At 67.5% G+C, this 24,341-nt stretch carries 21 protein-coding genes and 1 pseudogene; 15 read left to right on the top strand and 7 right to left on the bottom strand.

Annotated features, from left to right (window positions below; translation table 11 throughout):
• Positions 1-78 precede the first annotated feature (78 nt).
• The 5 genes from D472_RS0119230 (at position 79) to D472_RS0119210 (ending at position 2,621) form a co-directional block, all read left to right on the top strand.
• A complete protein-coding gene (locus D472_RS0119230) occupies positions 79-495 on the top strand; it encodes a prevent-host-death protein (protein ID WP_017606097.1) in 417 nt (138 codons plus the stop codon).
• A gap of 185 nt (positions 496-680) precedes the next feature.
• Positions 681-917, top strand: a complete 237-nt coding sequence (locus tag D472_RS28875; protein WP_204366518.1) for a hypothetical protein — start codon at positions 681-683, stop codon at positions 915-917.
• A 240-nt stretch (positions 918-1,157) separates the two neighbouring features.
• Entirely contained in the window at positions 1,158-1,574 is a 417-nt protein-coding gene (locus D472_RS0119220; RefSeq protein WP_017606096.1) for a prevent-host-death protein, read from the top strand.
• A gap of 185 nt (positions 1,575-1,759) precedes the next feature.
• The gene (locus tag D472_RS28870; RefSeq protein WP_204366518.1) at positions 1,760-1,996 is read left to right on the top strand and encodes a hypothetical protein; all 237 of its coding nucleotides are present in this window, start codon (positions 1,760-1,762) and stop codon (positions 1,994-1,996) included.
• 196 nt (positions 1,997-2,192) lie between these two features.
• Positions 2,193-2,621 (top strand): CBS domain-containing protein, encoded by a 429-nt coding sequence (locus D472_RS0119210; protein ID WP_017606094.1) that lies wholly within the window; start codon positions 2,193-2,195, stop codon positions 2,619-2,621.
• On the opposite strand, the gene D472_RS28725 is transcribed toward D472_RS0119210, so the two are convergent.
• Positions 2,618-2,803, bottom strand: coding sequence for a hypothetical protein (locus D472_RS28725; RefSeq protein ID WP_017606093.1), 186 nt, complete (start codon positions 2,801-2,803; stop codon positions 2,618-2,620). The two genes, D472_RS0119210 and D472_RS28725, sit on opposite strands and share 4 nt — an antisense overlap.
• A gap of 252 nt (positions 2,804-3,055) precedes the next feature.
• Between D472_RS28725 and D472_RS0119200 the strand changes: the two genes are divergently transcribed.
• Positions 3,056-4,882: an SPFH domain-containing protein gene (locus D472_RS0119200; RefSeq protein WP_026117870.1), complete on the top strand. Its 1,827-nt coding sequence runs from the start codon at positions 3,056-3,058 to the stop codon at positions 4,880-4,882.
• Entirely contained in the window at positions 4,883-6,340 is a 1,458-nt protein-coding gene (locus tag D472_RS0119195; RefSeq protein ID WP_017606091.1) for an SPFH domain-containing protein, read from the top strand.
• Between the two features lie 154 nt (positions 6,341-6,494).
• Here D472_RS0119195 and D472_RS0119190 read toward each other — a convergent pair whose 3' ends face one another.
• Together D472_RS0119190 and D472_RS0119185 are read right to left on the bottom strand one after the other, a co-directional pair.
• A complete protein-coding gene (locus D472_RS0119190; protein WP_017606090.1) occupies positions 6,495-6,683 on the bottom strand; it encodes a hypothetical protein in 189 nt (62 codons plus the stop codon).
• A gap of 149 nt (positions 6,684-6,832) precedes the next feature.
• Complete coding sequence (locus tag D472_RS0119185) at positions 6,833-7,489, bottom strand: hypothetical protein (RefSeq protein WP_017606089.1); 657 nt, start codon at positions 7,487-7,489, stop codon at positions 6,833-6,835.
• A 499-nt stretch (positions 7,490-7,988) separates the two neighbouring features.
• Here D472_RS0119185 and D472_RS0119175 point away from each other — a divergent pair, with 499 nt between their 5' ends.
• The 4 genes and pseudogenes from D472_RS0119175 to D472_RS0119160 all read left to right on the top strand — a co-directional run bounded on the left by D472_RS0119175 (position 7,989) and on the right by D472_RS0119160 (position 13,014).
• Positions 7,989-8,687, top strand: a complete 699-nt coding sequence (locus tag D472_RS0119175; RefSeq protein ID WP_026117869.1) for a ribonuclease HII — start codon at positions 7,989-7,991, stop codon at positions 8,685-8,687.
• 131 nt (positions 8,688-8,818) lie between these two features.
• Positions 8,819-11,315 (top strand): annotated as a pseudogene (locus tag D472_RS26885) (AAA family ATPase).
• 141 nt (positions 11,316-11,456) lie between these two features.
• Positions 11,457-12,188 carry a nucleotidyltransferase family protein gene (locus D472_RS0119165; protein ID WP_017606086.1) on the top strand — a complete coding sequence of 244 codons (732 nt, stop codon included), beginning with the start codon at positions 11,457-11,459 and terminating at the stop codon, positions 12,186-12,188.
• A gap of 28 nt (positions 12,189-12,216) precedes the next feature.
• Positions 12,217-13,014 (top strand): tyrosine-protein phosphatase, encoded by a 798-nt coding sequence (locus D472_RS0119160; protein ID WP_026117868.1) that lies wholly within the window; start codon positions 12,217-12,219, stop codon positions 13,012-13,014.
• A 52-nt stretch (positions 13,015-13,066) separates the two neighbouring features.
• Here D472_RS0119160 and D472_RS0119155 read toward each other — a convergent pair whose 3' ends face one another.
• Both D472_RS0119155 and D472_RS29145 read right to left on the bottom strand, forming a co-directional pair.
• Complete coding sequence (locus tag D472_RS0119155) at positions 13,067-14,620, bottom strand: hypothetical protein (RefSeq protein WP_017606084.1); 1,554 nt, start codon at positions 14,618-14,620, stop codon at positions 13,067-13,069.
• 130 nt (positions 14,621-14,750) lie between these two features.
• Positions 14,751-15,023: a hypothetical protein gene (locus tag D472_RS29145; RefSeq protein ID WP_017606083.1), complete on the bottom strand. Its 273-nt coding sequence runs from the start codon at positions 15,021-15,023 to the stop codon at positions 14,751-14,753.
• A 550-nt stretch (positions 15,024-15,573) separates the two neighbouring features.
• Here D472_RS29145 and D472_RS0119145 point away from each other — a divergent pair.
• Together D472_RS0119145 and D472_RS0119140 are read left to right on the top strand one after the other, a co-directional pair.
• On the top strand, positions 15,574-17,631 hold the full coding sequence (locus tag D472_RS0119145; RefSeq protein WP_017606082.1) for a SpoIIE family protein phosphatase: 2,058 nt from the start codon (positions 15,574-15,576) through the stop codon (positions 17,629-17,631).
• Positions 17,632-17,942: 311 nt separating this feature from the next.
• Complete coding sequence (locus D472_RS0119140; RefSeq protein ID WP_017606081.1) at positions 17,943-19,490, top strand: RNA polymerase sigma factor; 1,548 nt, start codon at positions 17,943-17,945, stop codon at positions 19,488-19,490.
• A 295-nt stretch (positions 19,491-19,785) separates the two neighbouring features.
• Here D472_RS0119140 and yaaA read toward each other — a convergent pair whose 3' ends face one another.
• Complete coding sequence (gene yaaA, locus D472_RS0119135) at positions 19,786-20,580, bottom strand: peroxide stress protein YaaA (RefSeq protein ID WP_017606080.1); 795 nt, start codon at positions 20,578-20,580, stop codon at positions 19,786-19,788.
• A 111-nt stretch (positions 20,581-20,691) separates the two neighbouring features.
• Between yaaA and D472_RS0119130 the strand changes: the two genes are divergently transcribed.
• Positions 20,692-21,384: a GNAT family N-acetyltransferase gene (locus D472_RS0119130; protein ID WP_017606079.1), complete on the top strand. Its 693-nt coding sequence runs from the start codon at positions 20,692-20,694 to the stop codon at positions 21,382-21,384.
• Positions 21,385-21,473: 89 nt separating this feature from the next.
• Here the strand turns inward: D472_RS0119130 and D472_RS0119125 are convergent, their stop codons facing one another.
• Positions 21,474-21,701: a DUF7455 domain-containing protein gene (locus D472_RS0119125; protein ID WP_026117866.1), complete on the bottom strand. Its 228-nt coding sequence runs from the start codon at positions 21,699-21,701 to the stop codon at positions 21,474-21,476.
• A 483-nt stretch (positions 21,702-22,184) separates the two neighbouring features.
• Here D472_RS0119125 and D472_RS0119115 point away from each other — a divergent pair, with 483 nt between their 5' ends.
• Complete coding sequence (locus D472_RS0119115) at positions 22,185-24,290, top strand: DNA gyrase/topoisomerase IV subunit B (protein ID WP_017606076.1); 2,106 nt, start codon at positions 22,185-22,187, stop codon at positions 24,288-24,290.
• Positions 24,291-24,341 lie beyond the last annotated feature (51 nt).

Here is a 24,341-nt window from a genome sequence, read left to right as displayed (position 1 = left end):
TTGAGTAGGTACGTCGCGTACTTGACGTACGTGCCTGCCGGTGGCAGGCTGAGAGCACGCCCCGATGGAGGTACCGCCATGACGGCCGTGCACTACGACAGCTACACCGAAGCCCGCGCGCACTTCAAGGCACTCCTGGACGCTGCGGAGAGGGGCCGGGTCGCCACGGTGCGTCGTGAATCGGCCAGAACCGCCGTTGTGGACGTTGAGAGGCTGCGCCACTACCTCGCGACAGTCACTCCGTCGCGTGCGCAGGTGGTTCCTGAGGCCGAAGGCTGGTCCGTCTTCATTCCAGGACTACCTGTCGCCGCGGACGGAGCCTCCTTCGAGGAGGCCCTCACCGAAATGGTCGACGCCTTGCGAGAGTACGCGCAGGACTGGCAAGACCACTTGTTGGACGCGCCCAACCATCGCGAGAACTGGGGTCTGGTCCAGTTGATCAGTCTCAGCGACGATGAGCAGCTGCGCGACTGGCTGGTGGGGAAGGCGCGGTGACCTGGCCGCGGCCCACACGCGAGCATCACGACCGCTTCTGTAGGACGGAAGGGTGGCATCGGGTACGAAACGCCCGCGGAGGCACAGGCACCCATCACCTGACCTACGAACTGGATTTGCCGGATGGTCGGATCCTGAGGACGCGGGTGTCCTGGCCTGTGGATCGGACCGACTATGGCAGGGGGATGTGGACGCATGTCCTCCGGGACCAGCTCGACGTCGATGAAGCCACGTTCTGGGCATGTGCCCGGGATGGAGTTCTGCCTGACCGGGGAGCACCCACACCTCCCTCGGAGGCCCTGCCCGCTGATCTCGTCTACCTGTTGATCTCCAAGCTCGGTCTCGATGAGACCGAGATCGTGGGGATGAGCAAGGAAGAGGCGATCGACAGGCTCCAACGGCACTGGATCGGAGACGACTGAGACGGGCGGCTCACGCAATACCGCACCTTCCGAACAAGTGCACCGCGCCGGCATCCATCACGCGTGAGGGGGAGGTGGTTCGACCGTCTCCCCCTTCGCGTTCCCCGGTCGCGGCCGCGTGGTCCATACCCGTGGTTGCCATGCGCGAACCCGGGGTGACCCTTGAGTAGGTACGTCGCGTACTTGACGTACGTGCCTGCCGGTGGCAGGCTGAGAGCACGCCCCGATGGAGGTACCGCCATGACGGCCGTGCACTACGACAGCTACACCGAAGCCCGCGCGCACTTCAAGGCACTCCTGGACGCTGCGGAGAGGGGCCGGGTCGCCACGGTGCGTCGTGAATCGCCCAGACCCGCCGTTGTGGACGTTGAGAGGCTGCGCCACTACCTCGCGACAGTCACTCCGTCGCGTGCGCAGGTGGTTCCTGAGGCCGAAGGCTGGTCCGTCTTCATTCCAGGACTACCTGTCGCCGCGGACGGAGCCTCCTTCGAGGAGGCCCTCACCGAAATGGTCGACGCCTTGCGAGAGTACGCGCAGGACTGGCAAGACCACTTGTTGGACGCGCCCAACCATCGCGAGAACTGGGGTCTGGTCCAGTTGATCAGTCTCAGCGACGATGAGCAGCTGCGCGACTGGCTGGTGGGGAAGGCGCGGTGACCTGGCCGCGGCCCACACGCGAGCATCACGACCGCTTCTGTAGGACGGAAGGGTGGCATCGGGTACGAAACGCCCGCGGAGGCACAGGCACCCATCACCTGACCTACGAACTGGATTTGCCGGATGGTCGGATCCTGAGGACGCGGGTGTCCTGGCCTGTGGATCGGACCGACTATGGCAGGGGGATGTGGACGCATGTCCTCCGGGACCAGCTCGACGTCGATGAAGCCACGTTCTGGGCATGTGCCCGGGATGGAGTTCTGCCTGACCGGGGAGCACCCACACCTCCCTCGGAGGCCCTGCCCGCTGATCTCGTCTACCTGTTGATCTCCAAGCTCGGTCTCGATGAGACCGAGATCGTGGGGATGAGCAAGGAAGAGGCGATCGACAGGCTCCAACGGCACTGGATCGGAGACGACTGAGACGGGCGGCTCACGCAATACCGCACCTTCCGAACAAGTGCACCGCGCCGGCATCCATCACGCGTGAGGGGGAGGTGGTTCGACCGTCTCCCCCTTCGCGTTCCCCGGTCGCGGCCGCGTGGTCCATACCTGTGGTTGCCGTGCGCGAACCCGGGGTAACCCTTCGGCACGCACGTCAGCGGAAGGTGGTACCCCCATGCTGATATCCGCGATCCTGCGGACCAAGGGTTCTCAGGTGGTGAGCGTCGCCCCCGACGCGACCGTCGCGTCCTTGCTCACCGAACTCGCCCGCCACGACATCGGCGCCGTCGTCGTCGCCCGACAGGAAACCCTCATCGGCATCGTCTCCGAACGTGACGTCGTTCGCCATCTGCGGCGACGGGGCCCCGACCTCCTCGCCGCCCCGGTATCGGACATCATGACCTCCGACGTGGTCACCTGCGTTCCGGAGGACACCGTCGAAGAGATCAGCGAACACATGACCCGTCACCGTTTCCGCCACGTTCCGGTCACCTCGAAGGGCCGTGTGGTGGGGATCGTCAGCATCGGCGACCTGGTCAAGAGCCGGCTCCGTGGTCTGGAGGACGACCGGGCCCGCCTGGAGGCCTACATCCACGGAACCTAGCCCCGGCCCCCGAAGCAGTCGCCCGAGGCCACCGCGACGGTGGCCGTCGCCACGGTCATGCCCGACACCGCCGGCCGGGAACCGATCTTCTCGGCCGGCGGGTGGGCCGGATCGAAGGCGCCCACGTACACCCCCGTAAGGGCCACGGCCGTGGTCGAGGCGGTATCGGGAACCACGGGCATCGGGTTTCTCCTCGCTCGATCCGCTTCCGGCCTCCGCCTCGGAGGGCCAGGTGGTGGCCGCCCGCCATGACCAGGCGAAGGACGCATCACGCTCTGGACACGGGTCTGTGTTTCGGTTGGGGGGCGTGGCACCCTTGTGTTCTGTCCGCTACCCCTTCTCTGCGCGCGAGATCCGCTCTTAACTGGAACCCAGGCGGCGTACGTCGCGTCGAAGGTGTTAGTTCCCGAAGTTCCAGAATGGAGTTCTTGCCTATGTCGTTCGCGCAGACGGTGCGCGGGGCGGCCGGTGCGATGGCCCAGGGGGCCGACCCGCGCCAAGCCGTCGCCGACGCGGCCCAAGAAGCGATGGGACAGGGGGGTCGAGGTTCCGGGCAAGACTCGGGAGACGGCCTCGACCCTCGTGATTTCGTCGCCGCCCGTGAACAGGGTTCCTCCGTCGACACCCGCATCGAACAGAAGACCACCTCGCTCAACGGAGCCGGGGAGGCGCTCAACCGCAGTTACCACGAGCGTGGCCGGAGCGGTCCCGTCCACGTCATCTGCCCCATGGTGATCCCCCGGGGGCGTACCTTCGTCACCATGCTCCCGGCCATCGTCCTGGTGGTCCTGGGTGTGATCGGTACGATCGCCTTCGTGGTCCCCTCAGCGGTCATGTTCGGTTCCAACCCGCTGTTGCATCCCTTCTTCGGCTTCCATTACTGGATCGTCACCATCGCCGTCACGGCCTTCATGTGGTGGCGTCAGGGCATGGTGATGGTTCCGGAGGGCTGCCAGGCCATCGTCACCCGTTTCGGGAAGATGGAGAACCTCTTCCAGCCGGGCCGGGTCACCCTGTTCAACCCCTGGAAGCGCGTCTCCTACATCGTCAACACCACGCGCGAATACCCTTTCAACGCACCCATCCGCTCCGCCCCCACCAAGAGTGGGGTCCAGGCCTCCATCGACCTGTTCGTGCAGTTCAAGATCGAGAACGCCGTGGACTTCGTCTACACCCTCGGTGGCGTGCCCGGGTTCCAGGAGAAGCTCAACAACGCCATCTCCGAGACCACCCGAAGCCTGATCTATGAGCAGGAGGCCTCGGCCATCTACGACATGGTCGGCGAGAGCACCCAGGCCCTTCTGGACTCCCTGAACCGGCAGTTCAGCGGCATCGTCGTCCTCACCAGCGCCAACATCACCCACGCCGAGCCCTCCAACCAGGAGTACCGGATGGACCTGGCGGCGCCGGAGATGGTGCGGGTGGCCAAGGACGCCTACACCTTCGAGTACGAACTGCAACTGCGCAAGGAGCAGAACGAAGGCGACCTGAACAAGGAACTCGCCACCCTCAACGAGACGCTGTCGGCGATCCAGGCCGACATCGCCCAGTACCAGGCGCAGATGGACACCGCTCTGGAGCGTGAGACCAACCGGGCCCGGTCCCTGGCCCGTCAGCGCTTCGTGGAGGCCGAGTCCGAGGCCAACGCCAACGCCGCTCTCTTGCAGGCCCAAGCCCTGGACATCCGAGCCGTCTCGGCCGCCGAGGCGCCGGAGATCCTCAACTACCGCTTCCGGGAGAACCTCCTGGACAAGCTGGAGGCGGTCGCGGACAGCCTGCCGCAGGTGTTGCGCATCGGTTCCGGTGACGCCGCCAGCGTCGACTACCTGCGCATCGCCCAGGAGATCATCGGCCAGACCGACGCGGCCCTGTTCTCCGATGAGGACATGGCGGCGATCCGTGAGCGCCTCGCCGAGATCCGTGAACGTATCTCCCAGCGGCAGCAGGAGATCAACGAGATCGTCGAGGACGAGTCCGAGGGCCCTCGCCACTCCGAGGCGGAGGACCCGGGCGAGGACCTGGTCGAGGAAATCCGCCAGTCCGTGAGCGATGACGCCATCGATGAGCGCCTGTCCGAGGCCGCCCACGAGGAGGGTGGACCGCAGGGCACCGAGCCGCGCGATCCGCAAGCCTCACGGACGCCGTTCGACGCCCCGCCGCCCACCGGTGCCCCCTATCAGCAGTCCCAGCCGCCGCGAGACCAGCAGGACCCGCCGTTGCCCCCGTGGTCGCAGGGCGGTCAGAACCCGGGAGGTCAGTAGATGAGTGAGTCCTTCAACCCCGGTGGCGGTTCCAACATCAAGGAATCCCTCGCCTCGTGGGGCGACCTGGCCGGTCTGCTACGCGGTGGTGACCAGGGCGCCATCGTCCCCGTCGTCATCCCGCGGGACAACCGAGGTCTGCGCTGGATGGTCCTGGTCTGGTTCGGCCTGTTCGCGGTTTTGGCGGCGCTGGTGATGACCATCCACGCGGTGGGTGGCGGCGTCGACGGGACCCTGTACGGTGCGCTGGCCGTGCCCACCCTGCTCGTCGGTGTGCTCAGCATCGTCGCGGCGGTCCTGTGGTGGTGGCGTGGCTCGATCATCGAGATCGAGGAGGGCACCACCGGCATCCTCACCAAGTACGGGGCCTACCAGAAGAACATCGGTCCGGGCCGCCACTACCTGTGGCACCCGTGGTCGCGGGTGGACTTCGTGGTGGACACCCGTACGGAGATCCCCTACACCGCGCCGGTCCTGGCCTGTCCCACGCGGGAGAACGTGCCGCTGAAGTCGATCGAGTTCTTCTTGAAGTTCCGCATCGACGAGCCGTACTCGTTCGTCACCCGGATCGGGGCGAGCAACTTCGACCTGGTGTTGTCCAGCGCGGTTCAGGACGCCATCCGCCAGCGCAGCCGCATGGTGAACACCGAGTCCGCCTACGACCTGCGTGGCTCCAACGTCGAGGACATGCGGCGTCTGCTCAACGAGCAGCTGCGCAAGTACGGTGTGGTCATCACCGGCTGCAACATCCCCGACGTGCAGCTGCCCAGCCAATACCAGCAGCATTTGGCCACTCGGGAGCGGGTCGCCAAGGAACTGGTCGCCTATGAACAGGAGTGGGAGCTGACCCGTAAGCGTCGCATCGACACCCTGCTCATGGACATCGAGCGCTCCAAGAAGACCCGCGACGCCAAGATCGTCGAGGTCAACGCCTCCCTCAACAAGGCGCGCAAGGACGTGGCGCAGATGTTGGAGGAGCAGGAGACCGAGGCCCAGCGGGTGCGATACGAGATCGAGACGCGTGGTCGCGCCGACCTGGTGGCGGCGGAGAACGAGGCCAAGGCCCAGGAACGGTTGGCCACCGCCTATCGGGACAACCGGGCGGTGCTGGAGTACGAGCTGGCTCGTCGTCGTCTGGACGTGGGTGCGGTTCTGGCCGAGCAGGCCCCGCGCCCGGTCGTGGTCCAGACCGAGGCCGGTTCGGGTGATTCCTCGGCGTTGTCCACGCTGCTCACCGCCCAGTTGCTGCCCCAGGTCATGAATGGTGGGTCGTCGCGATCGTCGTTCTCGGCCACGGGCGCCCAGGACGCGCTGGAGTCCGCGCAGGGCACGGTGGCGGCCGCGGCCGCACGCCAGCAGCAGATGGCCGAGGAGTACCGGCAGCAGCAGGACACCGCGATGCGTCAGCAATTCGAACGTGGTGAGGGGTACGGCGACCAGGGGCGTCGTCGCCGCTGAGCCGGCACCTCGAAGGAGCCGGCGCTCCGTGAAGGGGGTCCCACGACCGAACGGCCGTGGGACCCTCGTTGTTCTCCGTGGCCCTCTTCGTGCCGACCCGCCCCCGGTGCCCCCTCTCGTGCGCCAGAACGGACCGATGCCTTCGGCCCTTCACTCAGCCCGTGGGAGACAGGGCCGCGTATCCGGCGATGTCGATTCCGTGCCGGGCGGCGATCTCGACCAGGTCCTCGACCTCACCGGCCTGGGCGGTGGCCAGGTCGTCGTCGCCGATGGCGTGGGCACGTCGCAGCGCGGTGAGGGAGTCGTGGAGGCGAAGGTGCAGGGTGAGGGCGAACTCGCGCATGGACATCTCCTCTGCTGGATGGAGCGGGAGGGGTCCGAAGGGGGCTGCTCCCGCTCCACCATTCCTACCGGTGCCGGGTGAGAGTTCGGTTGGACGCGAACAACGTTCGGTAAGGATCCGGGTAAGAGTCCGAGCGTCCAAGGCTCGTCTCAGTGGTCGACCCAGACGTACCAGTCACCGGAGACGTGTTCGTAGATTCGCGATCCCTGACCGGGGACGAACACCCCGACGGGGATCTCCTCGGTGCTGTGGGCCAGTCCGGCGGGCTTGAACAGGCCCGCGCCCTCCACCGCGTAATGAGTGACGTCCTCGTTCTCGGAGACACTGCGCAGGCGGTACAGGCCGACCCGCTCACCGTTGAGGGGAACCGCGGTGGCGGTACCGGTCTCTTCGGGTACTTCCAGGAGCCGGTCCGAGGAGGCCGCGATCCGGGATTGCAAGGGGACGTCCGCCACGGCCAGGCCCAGGGCCACGATCGCGATGAGCGGGGCGCCCAACCAGCGCAGCCAGTAGTGGCGGATCATGGGGCGGGCCACGGCGAGTGCGATCCCCAGGCGCAGCGCGCCCATGCCGGCCAACAGCAGACCACCGCCGAGGCCGATGATGAACGTGGGCAGGTGCCCGCCGGGCACGCTGTCCTCGAAGAGGAGGACGAGACCGATGATCGCGCAGGCCGGGATGTAGAGCCGGCCGGGTGGACGTGAGGCCCAGTTGATCAGACGCCGTCCCAGCGTCGGCTTCTCCGCGATCTCGATCAGCTTGGCCACGGACCTGTCAGGTTGCGGGCCGGAAGCCGAGGCGGACATGGCGTACCCCCACCGAATCCGGGTCATGGCGACGCGGCCGCCGTCATGGCGCAGGGGCACAGAACGGGCCGCGTCACAGTCGATACGGCCGTCGTAGCGCGGCCTGCCCCACAGGATAGAGCAGTGTCGGCGCATGTTCGGAGCATCGGCGAGAAACAATGCGGACTTTTCCCCTCGTACCGAAGACGGTCCGCCTTGCTCCTCAAGGGTGGGCGGGAGCGTCGTCGCCAAGGGGCGGGTGGTCCCGGGCTCGCCGTCCACCGGCCACGATCATGAATACCCAGGCCGCTGTGACCAGCACCGTTGCTCCCTAGGGGACGAATCGTGGCGGGTGTCGGGCACCGCCGATGAGGGTGGTGGTGGCCGCCGCGAGCGCGAGGAACGGTCCGGTCGGCCATGTGACCAGCCCCACTGCGAAGGAGATCGACGGCGCCATGAGTGTGGGGACGGCGGGGGCGAGGACCTCAGGAAGGGGTGGGCCCCGGTTAGGGTGGAACACGTGTCGACGACTTCCCGAAAGACCGACCCCCCGCCGGCCCCCACCTTCGAGGTGGAGAACGAGTTGCGCGCCACCGGCGCCCGTGTGGTGGCCGGAATGGACGAGGTGGGCCGTGGTGCCTGGGCGGGGCCACTCCTGGTCTGTGCCGCCGTACCCGGTGAGGGCGAACCGCCGGCGGGGCTCACCGACTCCAAACGCCTCACCCCCGGACGCCGTCGCGAACTCGCGGCGCGGATCGAACCCTGGGTCGCCGGCCACGCCTTCGGCTGGTCCGAACCCGCCGAGATCGACGAGGTCGGCATGACCGAGGCCCTGCGCCGGGCGGCCCGACGTGCCCTTCAAGCCTTGGAACCCCGGCCCGACGCCGTCGTCCTCGACGGCCACCACGACTTCATCGGTGCCCCCTGGCGTGTGCGCACCCAGGTCAAGGGCGATCTGACCTGTGTCAGCGTGGCCGCGGCAGCCATCCTGGCCAAGGTCAGACGCGACGCGTTCATGGCCGAGGTCGCTGAGGAATATCCCGGCTATGGGTTCGAGAAGGGCGTCGGCTACCCTTCGCCCGTCCATCGGACGACCCTCGCCGAGAGCGGCCCCACACCCCACCACCGGCTGAGCTGGTCCTACCTGGACGCCCTGCCCCGCTGGCGGCACCTGCGCGTCACTCGACCGGCTCCCGACGGTCGACTCCCCCTGTTCTGACACTCGGGGTGGGCCGACGACACGCCGCCCCGCACTGGACATCCGACCCTGGTTGGGGCAAGGCTGTTCCTTGCCCGAACCTTCGGCCCATTCGGGCCGCCCACGCGACCCCCACGCAGGAAGGGGCATGGATGACGCGCGAGACGAGCCCCGCTGCGGCACGGGAGGTGTCCCCCTCGGGGCTGGACCGCCTGCGCGCTTCCTACCATCGTGTCCCCTTGGGGCGTCGTCTCGTGGGTGCGTTGGTCTTGATCACGGTGGTCGCCGTCGCCGCGTTCGTGCTGAACCTGTCGGTGATCGCGGCCCTGGTCGGGACCGTGCTGGTGCTCATCGTCTTCACCGCGCTCATGCGTTCGATCGATGCCTTCCTCACCGTCCTGGTCGGTGTGCTGTGGCTGGTCATCGCCGTGCCGCTGTTCCAGATCCCCTTGCTGGGCAGACCCATCGCCCTACTCGTTCTGCCCGTGCCCCTGTTGGTGACCCTCGCCGCCGGGCGGGTACGGGAGTTCCCCGCCTGGCACACCAGCCTGCTCTCCCTCACCGCCGGTCTGATCTTCGGCTTCTCGGTGGCGTTGCTCGGCATGGTCATCGACCCCTTTCCCGCCGGCGCCGGCATCGCCGCCCTCTACGTCGCAGCGGGGGGCTGTCTGCTCTGGCGGCTACTCGCGGCCAACCAGGTCATCAAGGACAGCCGGGAGAACGAACGTAAACGCAGCGAGGGCACCGTCGGACCCCTGCCCGCCGAATCCGGAAGGTCGGCGGCGAAGGCTCCCGCGCCGCGGGGGCGGGCCGCCGGCGATCCCGAACGCGCGGCCCCGGGGAAGGAGGAGGGCGCCGAACCCGTCCCCGTCGACCAGGCCTTGACCGAGCTCGAGGAGATGATCGGCCTCGACCCGGTCAAACAGCAGGTACGAGGGTTGGCNGCCCCCCCGCCTACGGGCCGATGCCGGCTTGTCCGTCGAACGTCCCCTGCGCCACCTGGTCTTCTCCGGGCCGCCCGGCACCGGTAAGACCAGCGTCGCCCGCACCTTGGCCACGATCTTCCACTCCTTCGGACTGCTGCCCACCTCCCGTGTGGTGGAGGCCCAGCGCGCCGACCTGGTGGGGGAGTACCTGGGCGCCACCGCCATCAAGACCAACGAACTCATCGACGATGCTTTGGGCGGAGTGCTGTTCATCGACGAGGCCTACTCCTTGGTCAACGAGGGTGATGGCCAGACCGACCGGTTCGGCAACGAGGCCGTCCAGACCCTGCTCAAGCGGGCCGAGGACGATCGAGACCGACTGGTCGTCGTTCTGGCCGGCTACGACAAGGAGATGGACGCCTTCCTGGCTTCCAACCCTGGCCTGGCCTCACGTTTCGCCACGCGCATCACCTTCCCCAGCTACACCGCCGACGAACTGTTCCGCATTTCGAGGACCCTCATCGAGCGGCGCGGTGACCGCCTGGACCCCGACGCCGCGCGCACCCTGCGGCGGCGTTACGACCAGACGGTCCAACGCCAGGCCGTGGACGAGCTCGGCAACGGTCGATTCGCCCGCTCCATGGTGGAGAAGAGCTGCCAGGCCCGCGACGTACGCGTGGTCACCTCCGGGGTCCTCCCGTCCGAGGGCCTGGGGACCGAGCAGGCCACCTCGAAGAAGGGTTCCGTGGAGGACGAGGGCGGCGTATCCGGTACCCGGCCCAGCGCCGACGACCTGGTCACCGTGCGCGCCGCCGACGTCGAGACCGCCTACACCGAGCTCACCTCGCGTCTGCCCGGTTTCGGTGAGGCCCCGGGGTTGGAGGAGGCGCTGGCCGAACTCGACGGCATGATCGGTCTGGAACCGGTCAAGGAACAGGTACGTTCCCTGGTGGCCCAGCTGCGGGTGGCCCGTCTACGCGAGGAACAGGGACTGCCGCACCAGCCGCCGCTACGCCATCTGGTCTTCACCGGCCCACCCGGGACCGGAAAGACCACGGTGGCGCGGGTTCTGGGTCGGGTCTTCGCCGCTCTGGGCATGCTCGGCCGTGCCGAGGTCGTGGAGGCCCAGCGTGCCGACCTGGTGGGGGAGCACCTGGGAGCCACCGCGGTCAAGACCGACCGGCTCATCGATCGGGCCCTGGGCGGAGTGCTGTTCATCGACGAGGCCTACTCCTTGGTCAACCCCGGATACAGCGGTGGTGACGCCTTCGGCGCCGAGGCGATTCAGACCCTGCTCAAACGGGCCGAGGACGACCGCGACCGGCTCGTGGTGGTGCTGGCCGGCTACACCACCGAGATGGACCGCTTCCTGGCCTCCAACGCCGGCCTGGCCTCCCGGTTCAACGTTCGGGTGCGTTTCCCCTCCTACGCCCCCGAGGAGTTGGCCGAGATCGCCGATACGGTGGCCGCCCGCACCGGTGACACCTTCGAGGACGCCGCCCGCCAAGACCTGCACAGCATCTTCACGCACGTATGCGAGACCGGGTGGATCGACGAACTGGGCAACGGGCGCTTCGCTCGTTCCCTGTACGAGCGTGCCTGTTCCCATCGTGACCTGCGGGTGTCCCAGGAACTAGGGGACGCGGCCACCGCCGCCGAACTCACCGTGATCACCAGCGACGACGTACGCAAGGCCTACTCCGACGCCACCCAACAGGCCTGAGCCGTGTTCGTTCCGGTCCTTGGCTCGGGAGCGTGTCCGTGCGCCGAAGGGCGAACCGGCCTCGTGTGCCCTTCCTCCTGCCACCGCTCGCCCCCCGTGGCCGCGATGAGGCCCTGACCCGCCGGTGCTACTGTCCAGTACATGACCGCCTCACCCTCATCCAGCCAGAGCCCCGTCACGCAGGCCCTCATCCTCGCCGGCGGACAGGCCACCCGGTTGCGGCCCTACACCGACACCCGCCCCAAGGCCATGGTGGAGGTGGCCGGACGGCCCATCATCGATTACCAGCTCGAGTGGCTGACCTCGCACGGCGTCGAGCAGGTCGTCGTCTCCTGTGGTTACAAGGCCGAGGTCCTGCGCGAGCACCTACGATCCCGTACCGAAGGGCCCGAGATCAACCTCCTGGTGGAGGACGAACCGCTCGGCCGTGGTGGCGCCCTGCGCTACGCGGCCACCGGTCTGCGCGACGCCGACGCCCCCTACTTCGCCCTCAACGGCGACGTCCTCACCTGGTTCCCGCTGGACGAACTGACCCGTAGGCACCGGGCCATGGGCGGCCTGGCCACCCTCGCCCTGGCACGGTTCCGCACCACCTGGGGCATCGTCGACGTCGACGACCAGGACCGAATCGAGGGTTTCACCCAGAGCCCGTTGCTGCCGGTCTGGATCAACGCGGGCGTCTACCTGTTCGAACCGGGCATCACTCCGCTGTTGCCGGTCAAGGGCGACCACGAATCCTCGACCTTCCCCGAGTTGGCCGAGGCCGGCGAACTCACCGCGTACCGCATCGACGGCTTCTGGCGCGGTGTGGACACCGCCAAGGACGTCAAGGAGGCAGGCGTGGAGATCGAGGCCCTGCGAGCCGTGGAGTAGTACCCCGTGCCATCGGGGCACTGGGCTGGTGGGTATTGTCGCCGTCGTGACGAATGACGGTTTCCTCCTCCCCAGTGCCCCCAACTTCCGTGACCTCGGCGGCCATCGCACGAAGGAAGGCCGCACCGTACGAGACGGCTTCCTCTACCGTTCCGACGCGTTGCACACCCTCACCGAAGAAGAGTTGGCCACATACCACGGGTTCGGGATCCGCCAACTCATCGACCTGCGCAGCCACCACGAGCGCGATCGTCTGCCCGACCTGATTCCGGACGGCGCCGAGTACGCGGCCATCGGTGTGCAAAGGACCGACTCCGCGGGCGCCAACTTCATCGATCTGCTCGGCGATCCGGACAAGGCCCGTACCGCGTTCGCCAAGGGCGGGGCCGAGCGGTACATGTTGGACGTGTACCGGGGGCTGGTCATCGACGCCGAGGCGCTGGAGGGCTATCGGGACCTGGTCGAGCGTGCGGCCAAGGGGCCGACGGCGCTGGTCTTCCACTGCAGCGCCGGCAAGGACCGTACCGGATGGGGAGCGGCCCTACTGCTCACGCTTTTGGGCGTGGACCGCGAGACCGTGACGGCGGACTACCTCGCCAGTAACGATCGTCAGGCGGCCACCGACCACTGGATGCGATTGCTGTCCGAACACAGTGGTCTGCCCTGGGAAGACGTCCAGCCGATGACCCGGGTCAAGCCGGAGTACCTGGAGAGCGCGTTCGACCTCGTGGACGAGCAGTACGGGTCCTTCGACGACTACGTGGTGGACGGTCTCAGGCTCTCGGGAGGAACGATCGAGAGCTTCAAGGCCCGGATGCTCGTCTGAGACCCGATGAAGGGCGAGGAACGGCCGCCCCCACAGGGGGGTCGAGCTCCGATCACAGGGCGTCCAGTCGTCGCCGCAGGTCGCTCTCGTCGGTGGCGCTGAACAGCACCTCGGTCAATCGCGCCCACACGGCCGGGCGATCCATCCCTCGGTCCAGCAGGCGACGAGCCGCCGCCCACAGGTTGGCGGGGCGTCCCTCCCAGAGCCGCTTGGCCAGGCGTTCGTGACGGTCCAGCTCCTTCTCGCGTTCGGGGTCGGTCCCCTGAACGGGCCGATACCAATGGTCCTGCCCGCTGGAGTGGTGACGCCCGTTGTGCGGGGGCTCCTCGTACTCGCCGTAGTGGTCCAGGCGCAACAACGCACGTCGCCCCTGGGAGGTCGATGGGTCGAACTCGTCGGGCGCGTCGGTGAGCAGCTCACTGGCCAGCAGAGGGAAGGCGAACATGCGGCGGGCCAAGGAGGCGAAGTCACCATCGGGCAGCAACCGCCGTACCGCCTCCTGCCGCAGACCCAAAGGCCGGGCGGGATCGCGGTAGACGCGGGTGAAGGTCGAGGTGGTGTCCCACACGGTGTCCAGGGTGGCGCCCACCGCCACCTCGGGCAGTTCGCTCAGGGCACCGGCCCAGCGCACCCATGCGGCGAGCACGTGCGGCATCGCCTCCTGTTCCTCGGGCAGCAGTACCACCCGGCCGGGCAACCAGTGCAGTAGGAACGACTCGACCTTGCGCGGGCTGACCCGCAGTGGACGCCCTGAGTCGACGTCGCAGCCGTGGGTGATGATGTGGTCCACACAGCGGCTGGCCGCGTAGGAGTCCGACAGTTCGGCGGCCTGGTCGGAGGCGAGGAAACGTGCGGCCAACACCGCGCGACGGTCGCGCCGCCAGACGGGATGGTGCGACCGTCCCTCGGGGAGTCGTTCGATCCGGGAGGAGGCCAGGGCGAAGTGGGCCGCCAATGAACCACCGGTCAGGTCGTCGGCGGAGATCCCCACCGGGTTGTCCACCTCGCCGGTGACCACGTTCTCGGTTCGTTCCAAGGCGCGAAGAAGCAGGGAACGGGCCTGGCCGAGTTCGAGTTCCTCGAACCGGGCGAAGTCGTCCGTGCGTACGCGCTCATGGCACTGTCGAAGCAGCCTCTCCACCTTGGTGGTCACCCAGGCGTCGCGCAGGAGGCCGCCGCCGTTGTGGTCCACGACGAGGATCAAGGCGTGTTCGGGCACCCGAGAGTCGCGACCGAACACGCACACCACGTCGTCGGTGTCACCGAACCGGTCACCGTGGACGTAGGCGGCGATCGGTGTGACCACGCCCAGCTGGGAGGCCCAAGCCGGTGCCTGAAGCCCTCGTTCGCGCAGTGCGATCATCCCCTGCTCGGCGAGTTCGCGTTGGGGGGCCGAGGTACCCAGCGCGGTGATCGCGGCCAGCACGCCGAGCCCCGCCGGTTTACCGGAGGCGGTGGCATGGGTGATGAGGCCTTCGCCGAGGAGTCGCCCAACGTCCAGGCCGGGCAGACGCGCGCCCCACCAGGTCCCCAGGAGCTCACTGAAGGACAGTTCGGCGTCGAGCGGATGCCGCATGGCGAGCAGTGCTCTGGCCGCGCGCAGCATCTCCTCGAAGGCGGCGGCGGGAACGTCGGGTCCTGTGGGTGGGGGTGTAGCGGAGGGCACGCTCTGAGCGTATGCCGGCCGGCGCGAGGGTGGCCCCCGCTCCCGGGCCCGGGAGGTGCCCCCAGGACCTTCAGTGCGTCGTCCGGTGGCCCGTGAACAGTGTGGTGCCCGAACGTCGTGTCCCCACCTTCCGGGAGGGTGGGACGGAATTCACCATCGCTTCGAGGTGTTCGCGGGCGACCCGTTCGACGAGGTGTGGTGTGACCGGGACGCCCAGGTGTTCGACGCAGTTCAAGGTGTCGCTGACACAGCGTTCGACGCAACGATGGGACAGCCCGCTGAACTCGTCATGAAGCCTTGCCGAGATCTGCCTGAGATCATGGACCGGGAAGGTCTGGAGCATTCTCGCTCACACCCCTAGCTGAAGATGGTCTGGACGGTGACCTCCACCTATTTCACTTGTTCTGAGACGACTGTCAACCCCTCACGCGGCACGCTGCGGATAAAAACTAAAGGGGAGAGCGTTTACTCGTTTCACATCATCCACGCAGGTCAGCGCGCTAAAAAGGGTGTTTTTGGCATATAACAGTATGATTTCGGAGGGTTCTTCAGGGTCATCTGTGGTCTGGAAATATGGGAAAACACGCACGTAAAGTCACCGTGCGACCGTGCCGTGGGTGGCCCGTGGCCTACTATTTACCCTCCGCGCGCAACCAGCGCCCAACGTCGTCGCCGTTGCGCATGGGCGGCCGTGTCTTATGCTTGAGCCGTGACAGTGGCCGAGAGGAGTCATGGGGCGTGACTCCCGGGAGCCGCCGAGTCCCCGAACGGAATCGGCGCCGCGCACCCAGCGCCCTCGACAACGGACGGCGGGCACGGTGCGCAAGGGGGCCACCTGGTCCCGAAAACAACCCCCGCTGGGGATCCACGACGGTTCCGGAGGTGTCGAGTAGTTGAGCGCCGAAACGTCCATTCCCCCTCCCCGGATCAACGTGGCGGAACTGCCCGACGCGGTGAAATCCCTCCTCACGGACGCCCCCATCGGATTCGCCTTGCTGGGTCCCGACGACACCTTCGGCTCCATCAACGCGCGGATGGCCGCCGTTTACGGAAGTACCCCCGAACTCTGCCTGGGACGTACCCCGAGCCAGATCCTGGAGGAGGTCGGTGATCCCGCCGGGGCCGGTGCTCAGACCTCCTTCTTGGAATCGGTGCGGGAGAGCGGCATCCCCGTCCGAGGCCGCCACCGCACCCCCCAAGGCCACACCTGGGACCTGACCTGGTTCCTCGTCCACGACCCCACCAATGGTGACGAGCACGTCGCACTCGTCGGTGCGCGCGACCACGAGGATGACACGGCCCGTCGCGGCGAACAGCGCCTGCACGCCCTGCTCCAGGCCGGTAACCAGATCATCTGGTCGGCCGGCCCCGGCGGCGAGGTCCGCGAGGACTGTCCCCAATGGCGCACCCTCACCGGCCAGGACCTGGACTCCTACCTGGGACGTGGCTGGCTCGACGCCGTCCACCCCGACGACCGCGTCCGCGTCGAACGTGCCTGGGACGACGCGGTCCTGGACGTCACACCCTTCGATTCCATGTTCCGTGTGCGCACCCGCGCGGGCGGTTATGGCCATTACCGTGCCCGCGCGCACCCCATCATGGACGGCGCCCAGACCGCCGAATGGGTCGGCACGCTGGTCGACATCACCAACGAGCGGGAGGCCGACGAACTACGCCAGCGGCTCAACCAGCAACTCAGTGAGGCGGCCATGCGCACCGCTCGGTTGCAAAAGGCCACCTCCGACCTGGCCGAGGCGCTCACCGCCGACGAGGTCGTCCAGGCCATGTCCGAGATCGGCCGTTCCGGTGTGGGCGCGGACCATACCTCGCTGGTCCTGTTCGACCGAGACCACCTGCGCCTGCGGATGCTCTCCGCCGACGGTTGCCAGGGGCTGCCCCGAGGCGGATTCTCCCTCGACTATCCGGACATCGCGGCCCTGGCCGTGGCCGACCGCCTGCCCCACCTGGCGGCCGGACCGGCCGAACTGCGTGTCCTCTTGGAGGAGGCACCCGAGGTCGAGGCACTCTTGGAACGCACTCGTGAACGCGCCTGGGTGGCACTGCCGATGGTGGTGGCGGGTCGCCCCATCGGTGCCCTGCGTTTCTCCTTCGAGGCCCCACGTGAGGTCACCGACGAGGAGCGGGTCTTCCTGGAGGCGCTCGCCGGTCAGTGCGCCCTGGCCATCGGCCGGGCCATCGTCTACGAACGCGAACATGGCACCGCCGAGGAACTCCAGCACAGCCTCCTGCCGGAGGCCTTGCCGAAGGTTCCCGGTGTGCGCCTGGCCGCCTACTATCGCTCCGGCTCCCAGCACGTGCAGGTGGGGGGCGACTGGTACGACGCCTTCCCCTTGCCCGACGGACGCGTGGCCGGGGTACTCGGCGACGTCATGGGTAAGGGCATTCCGGCTGCCGCCGGAATGAGCAGGATCCGCAACGCGTTGCGTGCTCTTGCGTATTCGATGCCGGAACCGGCCGACGTCCTGACCGGGCTCGACCGCATGTTTTCGGCCACGGAGGGAATGGACCAGGTCACAACGTTGGTCTACTTCGTCCTGGACCCGGTCACCGGACAGCTCGACCTCAGCAACGCGGGGCACCTTCCGCCGTTGGTGGTCGCCGGGAACGCCGGGCCCTCACTGCTGGAGGCCGAGCCCGACACACCACTCGGAGTCAGCTCCACACGAGGCCATCACAAATTCTTCGTACAACCCGGTAACACGATCGCCCTCTACTCCGATGGACTGGTTGAGAACCGCAAACGATCGGTCGACGCCGGTCTCGACGAACTGGTTCGGAAGGCGTCTGAGGCCCTGCCCGACGTGGTGGGCGATCCACAACAGATGCTGGAGTACCTTGTTGAGAGCATGCTCGAAGGGTACGAGCAGGACGATGACGTCACTCTGCTCGCCGTTCAGCTTCCGGTGATCGATTCGGCGTCGGAGCGGTAGACCGTACGAACAAGTCCATTGCCTTGCCTACAGTGAAGAAGCCGCCGCGCCCCGCGAAGCAGAAGCAGGGGGTGAACCCGGCTTCCCCGCCCAGTGGGGACGATCCCAGGCCGCTGGTGGGAGAGGGCGCATCGCCCGGTCCCGGCAGACGGACCCCCGGGTTCGACAAATCTCGCCACACGTCCGTTCGAGAGGTGTTTGTGTCATCTGCCAGTTCGACTCGCTCGAAGCAGTCCGAGTCACTGCATGAGCCCGTCATTCAGCAGCTGATCGAGCGTGGGCGGTCCCAGGGCTTCCTTGAGCCCGAGGACGTGCGCCGTGCCTTCGAAGAGGCCGAAATCCCGATGTCGCAGGCGCAGTCCGTGCTCCGTAGCCTCGCGAAGGAGGGCGTGACCGTACTCGTTCCCGAGTCGGCCTCCTCACGGCGCAAGACCACACGGCGTAAGACCACCACGTCGCGGTCCGGTTCCACCCGCTCGACCACGACCAAGTCGACCAAGGCCACCAAGCCCGCTCGCGCGGCGGCGGCTCAGGAGCAGCCGGAGACGGTCACCGCCGTCGTCGACTCCGCCGAGGCCACCCCCGCGAAGAAGGCCGCGGCCAAGAAGACCACCGCCAAGAAGGCGGCCGCCCCCAAGAAGACGACCGCGAAGAAGACCGCGGCCAAGGCCCCGGCCAAGAAGGCGACGACCAAGAAGTCCGCCAAGAAGGACCTCGAACTGGCCCCTGGTTCCGGTGAGTTCGCCGATTCCGGGGTGGACGAGGACCTGGAGCACACCGGTGCCGAGCTGGAACTGGTCGAGGACACCGGCGACTCCGAGGCCCCGGCCAAGCCGGCCAAGCCCGAGACGGTCGGCGCTCCGGTCAAGCCGAGCAAGGACGATGACTCCTTCGTTCTGTACGACGATGACGATGACGCCCCCGCCGCCCAGGTGGTCGCGGCCGGTGCCACCGCGGACCCGGTCAAGGACTACCTGAAGCAGATCGGTAAGGTGCCGCTGCTCAACGCCGAGCAGGAGGTCGAGCTCGCCAAGCGGATCGAGGCCGGCCTGTTCGCCGAGGAGAAGCTCTCCGAGGAGGACGAGGTCCTCACCTTCGAGCTGCGCGACGAACTGGAGTGGATCGCCGAAGACGGCGGCCGCGCCAAGAAGCACCTGCTCGAGGCGAACCTGCGTCTGGTCGTGTCCCTGGCCAAGCGCTACACCGGTCGCGGCATGCTGTTCCTGGACCTGATCCAGGAGGGCAACCTGGGCCTGATCCGCGCGGTGGAGAAGTTCGACTACACCAAGGGCTTCAAGTTCTCCACCTACGCCACCTGGTGGATCCGACAGGCGATCACCCGCGCCATGGCCGACCAGGCCCGCACCATCCGTATCCCGGTGCACATGGTCGAGGTCATCAACAAGCTGGCCCGAGTCCAGCGTCAGATGCTCCAAGACCTGGGACGTGAGCCCACCCCGGAAGAGTTGGCCAAGGAACTCGACATGACCCCGGAGAAGGTCGTCGAGGTGCAGAAGTACGGCCGCGAGCCGATCTCCCTGCACACCCCGTTGGGCGAGGACGGCGATAGCGAGTTCGGTGACCTCATCGAGGACTCCGAGGCGATTCAGCCGGGCGAGGCGGTCAGTTTCACCCTGCTCCAGGAGCAGCTGCACTCGGTGCTGGACACCTTGTCCGAGCGTGAGGCCGGCGTGGTCTCCATGCGCTTCGGGCTCACCGACGGTCAGCCCAAGACTTTAGACGAGATCGGCAAGGTCTACGGGGTCACCCGTGAGCGCATCCGGCAGATCGAGAGCAAGACGATGTCGAAGCTCCGTCACCCCTCGCGTTCGCAGGTTCTCCGCGACTACCTGGACTAATCAGTCGGCCCAGGACCGGACCACAGCCGTGGACTGAAGAACACAGGCGCGCCTTCCCGTGGGAAGGCGCGCCTGTCGTTGTTCCGCGGTACCCGGGTCCGCTCACGGGCGTGTGGCGACCCCCGCGTGTCCCTCGCAGCGCGCCGGGCACCTTCTACTACCCCCCGCACGGAGTTCCATCTCCATCCGATGGTCTCCATGCTGCCGGACGCACTGTAGGTGTGGCATAAAAAAGCCACCCTGGTCCCCATTCGAGCGTTACGAGCCCTCTCGGGACCTTCTTGGGCGCAGGAGCTCAATCGCGGACGATCACGTCCATCGTGCGAGCGGTGCCCGGCTTGCCGGCGGGCTGGAGTTCCACGGTGTGGCCCAGATCGCGTAGCGCCGTCAGTAGCGCTTGTGGGGTGTGCGCCTCGACGCGTTCGGTGACCAGGACTCGGGCGATGTCACCGCGGGTGGCCTTGGCCATGTGGCTGACCACCGAGCGCTTCATTCGGCCCTCCACCTCCCGTTCGCGCAGAACCCGCACGGTCACGGTCCGCTCGGCGATCTCTCCGGTCGGTTTGAAGGCCGTGGCGTAGGAGGATGAACGGCAGTCCACGAGTAGACGCCCCTCGGCGAGCTCGTTCACCGGAGCGGTGAGCGCCTTGCGCCAGTACGTGCCCAGCCCGCCCAGAGGGGGAAGCTTCACGCCCATGGAAAGCCGGTAGGGCGGCAGCCGGTCGGTGGGGCCCACCACCCCCCACAACCCGGAGAACACCAGGATGCGTTCTCGGACCAGGTCACCGTATCGGGCCGAAAGCCCGGGGAGCCCGAGCCGGTCGTAGAGCACGCCGGTGTACAGGTCGGCGGCGCGCAGCGTGGGGGCGGACGTCAGGTCCAGGTTGCGCTTGAGGGCGTCCACCTGCGAGACCGACAACCCCAGGACCTGTCGGGCGGTGTCCTCGGGACCCGCGCACAGTTCGGTGAGCGCCACCATGACCCGCTCCCGCTCCGCGGCCAGGCCGGGCAGGGTGAGCGTGTCCACGTCCAGACGCGGCCCATCACCAAAGGTGGCCTTGCCCTCGGAGGGCGGAAGCAGGATGAGCATGGTGTTCCTCTTCTCCGGATGGTCGACGCCTGGGGAACCCGACCCATGCTAGGGCGTGCCCTCAAGGGCGGGGATAGGATCTGCGGCTCAACGACCAGTGAGGAAACGAACATGCACACTTGGGCGGCGCGTGTGTCCCGGGATTGGCCCCCGTTCCACGTGGAGAGGCGTGGTGGTTGGCGGTTCGGACTGGCGGAGGGGTTCACCAAGCGGGCCAACTGCGCGCTGGTGGAGGACGTCGACGCCGATGTCGCCCAGGTCACGGCCTTTTACCGCGAACACGGGTTGCGTCCTTGTGTTCAGGTATGGCCGGGCCAAGAGGACGTGGACGCGCGGTTGGCCGAACACGGCTACGCGATGGTGGAGCCCACCTTGGTCATGGCCCGGGAACTGGAGGCCAGGCCCCAGGGGCCGGGTCTCACCCGGATCTCGGACCGTCCCACTGCGCGCTGGAGGGAACTGTTCGCCCAGGCCGGGGCCGACCCCTCGTGGGGCGAGGGTGTGGTGCGCATCCTGGGACGGGTCACGGCGGCCTACGGCGTCCACGAGAGCGGGGACGGCCGTGGATGCGCGGTGTTGGACGGCGAGTCGGTGGCGGTCTACGCGATGGTCACCGCCGAGTCGGCCCGCGGCCGTGGTGTGGCACGGGCCGTTCTGGACGATCTGCTCACCTGGGGGCACGACAGGGGCGCCCGCGAGGCCTACCTGTGTGTGGTGGCCGACAACGAGCCCGCGTCGCGTCTGTACCGGGGCGCCGGTTTCGTGGAGGTCTCGCGCTACCACAACCGTGTGCTCATGGGCTGAGGGCCGGCACACCCGAAACGGACCCGGTGAACACGTCGACGGCGGCCCCTTCATGGGACCGCCGTCGACGCTGGCGTAGGTGGTCGGGGCTAACGCTCATCCTCGCCGCTGTTCTTGCTTTCGGTGAGCTTGCTCGTCTCGTCCTGGATGTCCGAGGCGATCTTGCGGATCGAATCGTCGTGCTTACGCATGTGGTGTGCGCAGAACAGAAGCTCACCACCCGAGTTCAGCAGTACCCGGACATAAGCCTGTGCACCACAGCGGTCGCAGCGGTCAGCAGCCGTCAGCGGCTGAGTGGGGGCAAGGGTTCCAGTCACTTCGCCATCCTCAATACTCGGCGTTAGTCACCTCTGACAACATCTAACCCGACCTGGACGTTCCCAACCGGCTCCCGTGTACGCCGACAGCGGAATCCGCCCGGTTCGTGGCTATAAGGAGCACTTTGGGACCCCTCTCTTCGGAAACGACGTCCAGTCCTCGTTGTACCCATCGGTAGTCCTGGAAACCAGGCGTATCCAGGTCGCATCCCTCAGAGGTGGTAGTCTCGCGCGGGGTAGGCTTTCGGCCCGGTTCCGCGGGTTCGTGAAACCGACCACCGCGCTCTCGGCCACACCGCCGATCGGGAGGTCCGAGGAAGCGCCCCTCACCGGGGAGGACACGTCCCCGCCCAACACGGCCCGTGCCACGACGCAGCCTCGGCCCGTCGTAGTCTGGCCCCTCGAACCGTCGGTGCGGCGCGATACAAAGGGCACACGCCGCATCAGCGCCCCGATGGCCCTTAAAACGCAGGAGATGTCCGAGTGACCGCCTTGACCGCAGCCGTCCACGATCCCGAGGATTACTCCGCCCGACACCTGTCGGTTCTGGAGGGCCTGGAAGCGGTGCGCAAACGGCCGGGCATGTACATCGGATCCACCGACAGCCGCGGCCTCACTCACTGCATGTGGGAGATCATCGACAACTCCGTGGACGAGGCCCTGGGCGGTCACTGCGGACGTATCGACGTGACCCTGCACTCCGACGGCTCGGTCTCGGTCAGTGACGATGGCCGTGGTATCCCCGTCGACGTCGAGCCCAAGTCCGGCCTGTCCGGTGTCGAACTGGTCATGACCAAGCTCCACGCGGGCGGCAAGTTCGGTTCCGGGTCCTACAACGCCTCCGGTGGTCTGCACGGAGTCGGTGCCTCCGTCGTCAACGCCCTCTCCGCCCGGGTGGACGTCGAGATCGACCGTCAGGGGCACACCCACGCCATCAGTTTCCGCCGCGGGATCGCCGGCCGGTTCGCCGGTGACGGCCCCGACGCCGAGTTCACCGCGGCCTCCGGCCTGGAACAGGTCCGCAAGGTCGCCAAGAAGACCACCGGTACCCGCATCCGCTTCTGGCCGGACCTTCAGATCTTCCTCAAGGACGCCGAGATCACCCGGGAGGACCTGCTCGACCGGGCTCGGCAGACCGCCTTCCTCATTCCAGGGCTGACCATCGCGGTACGCGACGAGCGCGTCGAGGGTGAAGCCGCCTACGGCGAGGAATTCCGCTTCGACGGCGGCATCGGCGAGTTCTGCACGTTCCTCGCCCCCGACGACCCCGTCAGCGACGTCCTGCGCATCCAGGGCAGTGGCAACTTCACCGAGACCGTCCCGGTCCTGGACGAATCCGGCCACATGGTGCCCGCCGACGTCCAGCGCCGCTTGGACGTGGACGTGGCCTTGCGCTGGGGCACCGGCTACGACACCACCGTGCGCAGCTTCGTCAACGTGATCGCCACCCCCAAGGGCGGGACCCACATCAACGGCTTCGAGCGTGCCCTGGTCCGGGTGATCAACGACCAGCTGCGCGCCACCAAGCTGTTGAAGAACAGCGACGATCCGGTCACCAAGGACGACACCCAAGAAGGACTCACCGCGGTCGTCACCGTGCGTCTGCCCGAGCCCCAGTTCGAGGGACAGACCAAGGAGATCCTGGGTACATCGGCTGCCTCCCGCATCGTTTCGCAGGTGGTCGGTCAGGGCGTGCGCGACTTCCTCACCTCCACCAAGAAGGCGGAGAAGGCCAAGGCCCGCACCGTCATGGAGAAGGTGGTGGGCGCGGCCAAGGCCCGCCTGGCCGCCCGTCAACAGCGGGAGACCCAAAGACGCAAGAACGCCCTGGAGAGTTCGGCGCTGCCCGCCAAGCTGGTGGACTGTCGCAGCGAAGGACTGGAGCACAGCGAACTGTTCATCGTCGAGGGTGACTCGGCGCTGGGTACCGCCAAGCTGGCCCGTGACTCGGAGTTCCAGGCACTGCTGCCCATCCGGGGCAAGATCCTCAACGTGCAGAAGTCCTCGGTCGCGGACATGCTCAAGAACGCCGAGTGCGCCGCGATCCTGCAGGTGGTGGGGGCCGGTTCGGGCCGTACCTTCGACATCGACGCCGCCCGCTACGGGCGGATCATCCTCATGGCCGACGCCGACGTCGACGGCGCGCACATCCGCTGCCTGCTGCTCACCCTCATCTACCGGTACATGCGGCCCATGCTGGAGGCCGGTCGGGTCTACGCGGCCGTCCCGCCGCTGCACCGCGTCGAGTTGACCAACGTTCGACGCAAGCGCGGCGCCAAGCCGGAGGACCGCTACGTCTACACCTACTCCGACGCCGAACTCCAGCGCACCCTGCTGGACCTGGAGAAGCGCAAGATCTCCTGGAAGGAGCCGGTGCAGCGGTACAAGGGCCTGGGTGAGATGGACGCCGACCAGCTCGCCGAGACCACCATGGACCCGCGCCACCGCACCCTGCGCCGGATCCGGGTGGAGCAGGCCGAGGAGGCGGCGGCCGTGTTCAACCTGCTGATGGGCAACGAGGTGGCCCCGCGCCGTAGGTTCATCCAGGAGGGTGCCCAAGGGTTGGACATGGAGCGCATCGACGCCTGAGGCGGACCCACACGTGCCGAGGTTTCGGCGCACGGGGCCCGCACCGCGACG

This window comes from Nocardiopsis alkaliphila YIM 80379, from assembly GCF_000341005.1.
In the GTDB taxonomy this organism is placed as follows: Bacteria; Actinomycetota; Actinomycetes; order Streptosporangiales; family Streptosporangiaceae; genus Nocardiopsis; species Nocardiopsis alkaliphila.
The sequence above is the reverse complement of the archived record's forward strand: the minus strand, read 5'-3'. Positions and strand labels throughout refer to the sequence as shown.

Bases quoted from the DNA above. Each gene is read 5' to 3' on its own strand.
- D472_RS0119210 (WP_017606094.1), top strand. From the start codon at position 2,193: ATGCTGATATCCGCGATCCTGCGGACCAAGGGTTCTCAGGTGGTGAGC.
- D472_RS0119155 (WP_017606084.1), bottom strand. From the start codon at position 14,620: ATGCTGCGCGCGGCCAGAGCACTGCTCGCCATGCGGCATCCGCTCGAC.
- D472_RS0119200 (WP_026117870.1), top strand. From the start codon at position 3,056: ATGTCGTTCGCGCAGACGGTGCGCGGGGCGGCCGGTGCGATGGCCCAG.
- D472_RS28875 (WP_204366518.1), top strand. From the start codon at position 681: ATGTGGACGCATGTCCTCCGGGACCAGCTCGACGTCGATGAAGCCACG.
- yaaA (WP_017606080.1), bottom strand. From the start codon at position 20,580: ATGCTCATCCTGCTTCCGCCCTCCGAGGGCAAGGCCACCTTTGGTGAT.
- D472_RS0119195 (WP_017606091.1), top strand. From the start codon at position 4,883: ATGAGTGAGTCCTTCAACCCCGGTGGCGGTTCCAACATCAAGGAATCC.
- D472_RS29145 (WP_017606083.1), bottom strand. From the start codon at position 15,023: ATGCTCCAGACCTTCCCGGTCCATGATCTCAGGCAGATCTCGGCAAGG.
- D472_RS28725 (WP_017606093.1), bottom strand. From the start codon at position 2,803: ATGCCCGTGGTTCCCGATACCGCCTCGACCACGGCCGTGGCCCTTACG.
- D472_RS0119230 (WP_017606097.1), top strand. From the start codon at position 79: ATGACGGCCGTGCACTACGACAGCTACACCGAAGCCCGCGCGCACTTC.
- D472_RS0119220 (WP_017606096.1), top strand. From the start codon at position 1,158: ATGACGGCCGTGCACTACGACAGCTACACCGAAGCCCGCGCGCACTTC.
- D472_RS0119130 (WP_017606079.1), top strand. From the start codon at position 20,692: ATGCACACTTGGGCGGCGCGTGTGTCCCGGGATTGGCCCCCGTTCCAC.
- D472_RS0119190 (WP_017606090.1), bottom strand. From the start codon at position 6,683: ATGCGCGAGTTCGCCCTCACCCTGCACCTTCGCCTCCACGACTCCCTC.
- D472_RS0119165 (WP_017606086.1), top strand. From the start codon at position 11,457: ATGACCGCCTCACCCTCATCCAGCCAGAGCCCCGTCACGCAGGCCCTC.
- D472_RS0119185 (WP_017606089.1), bottom strand. From the start codon at position 7,489: ATGTCCGCCTCGGCTTCCGGCCCGCAACCTGACAGGTCCGTGGCCAAG.
- D472_RS28870 (WP_204366518.1), top strand. From the start codon at position 1,760: ATGTGGACGCATGTCCTCCGGGACCAGCTCGACGTCGATGAAGCCACG.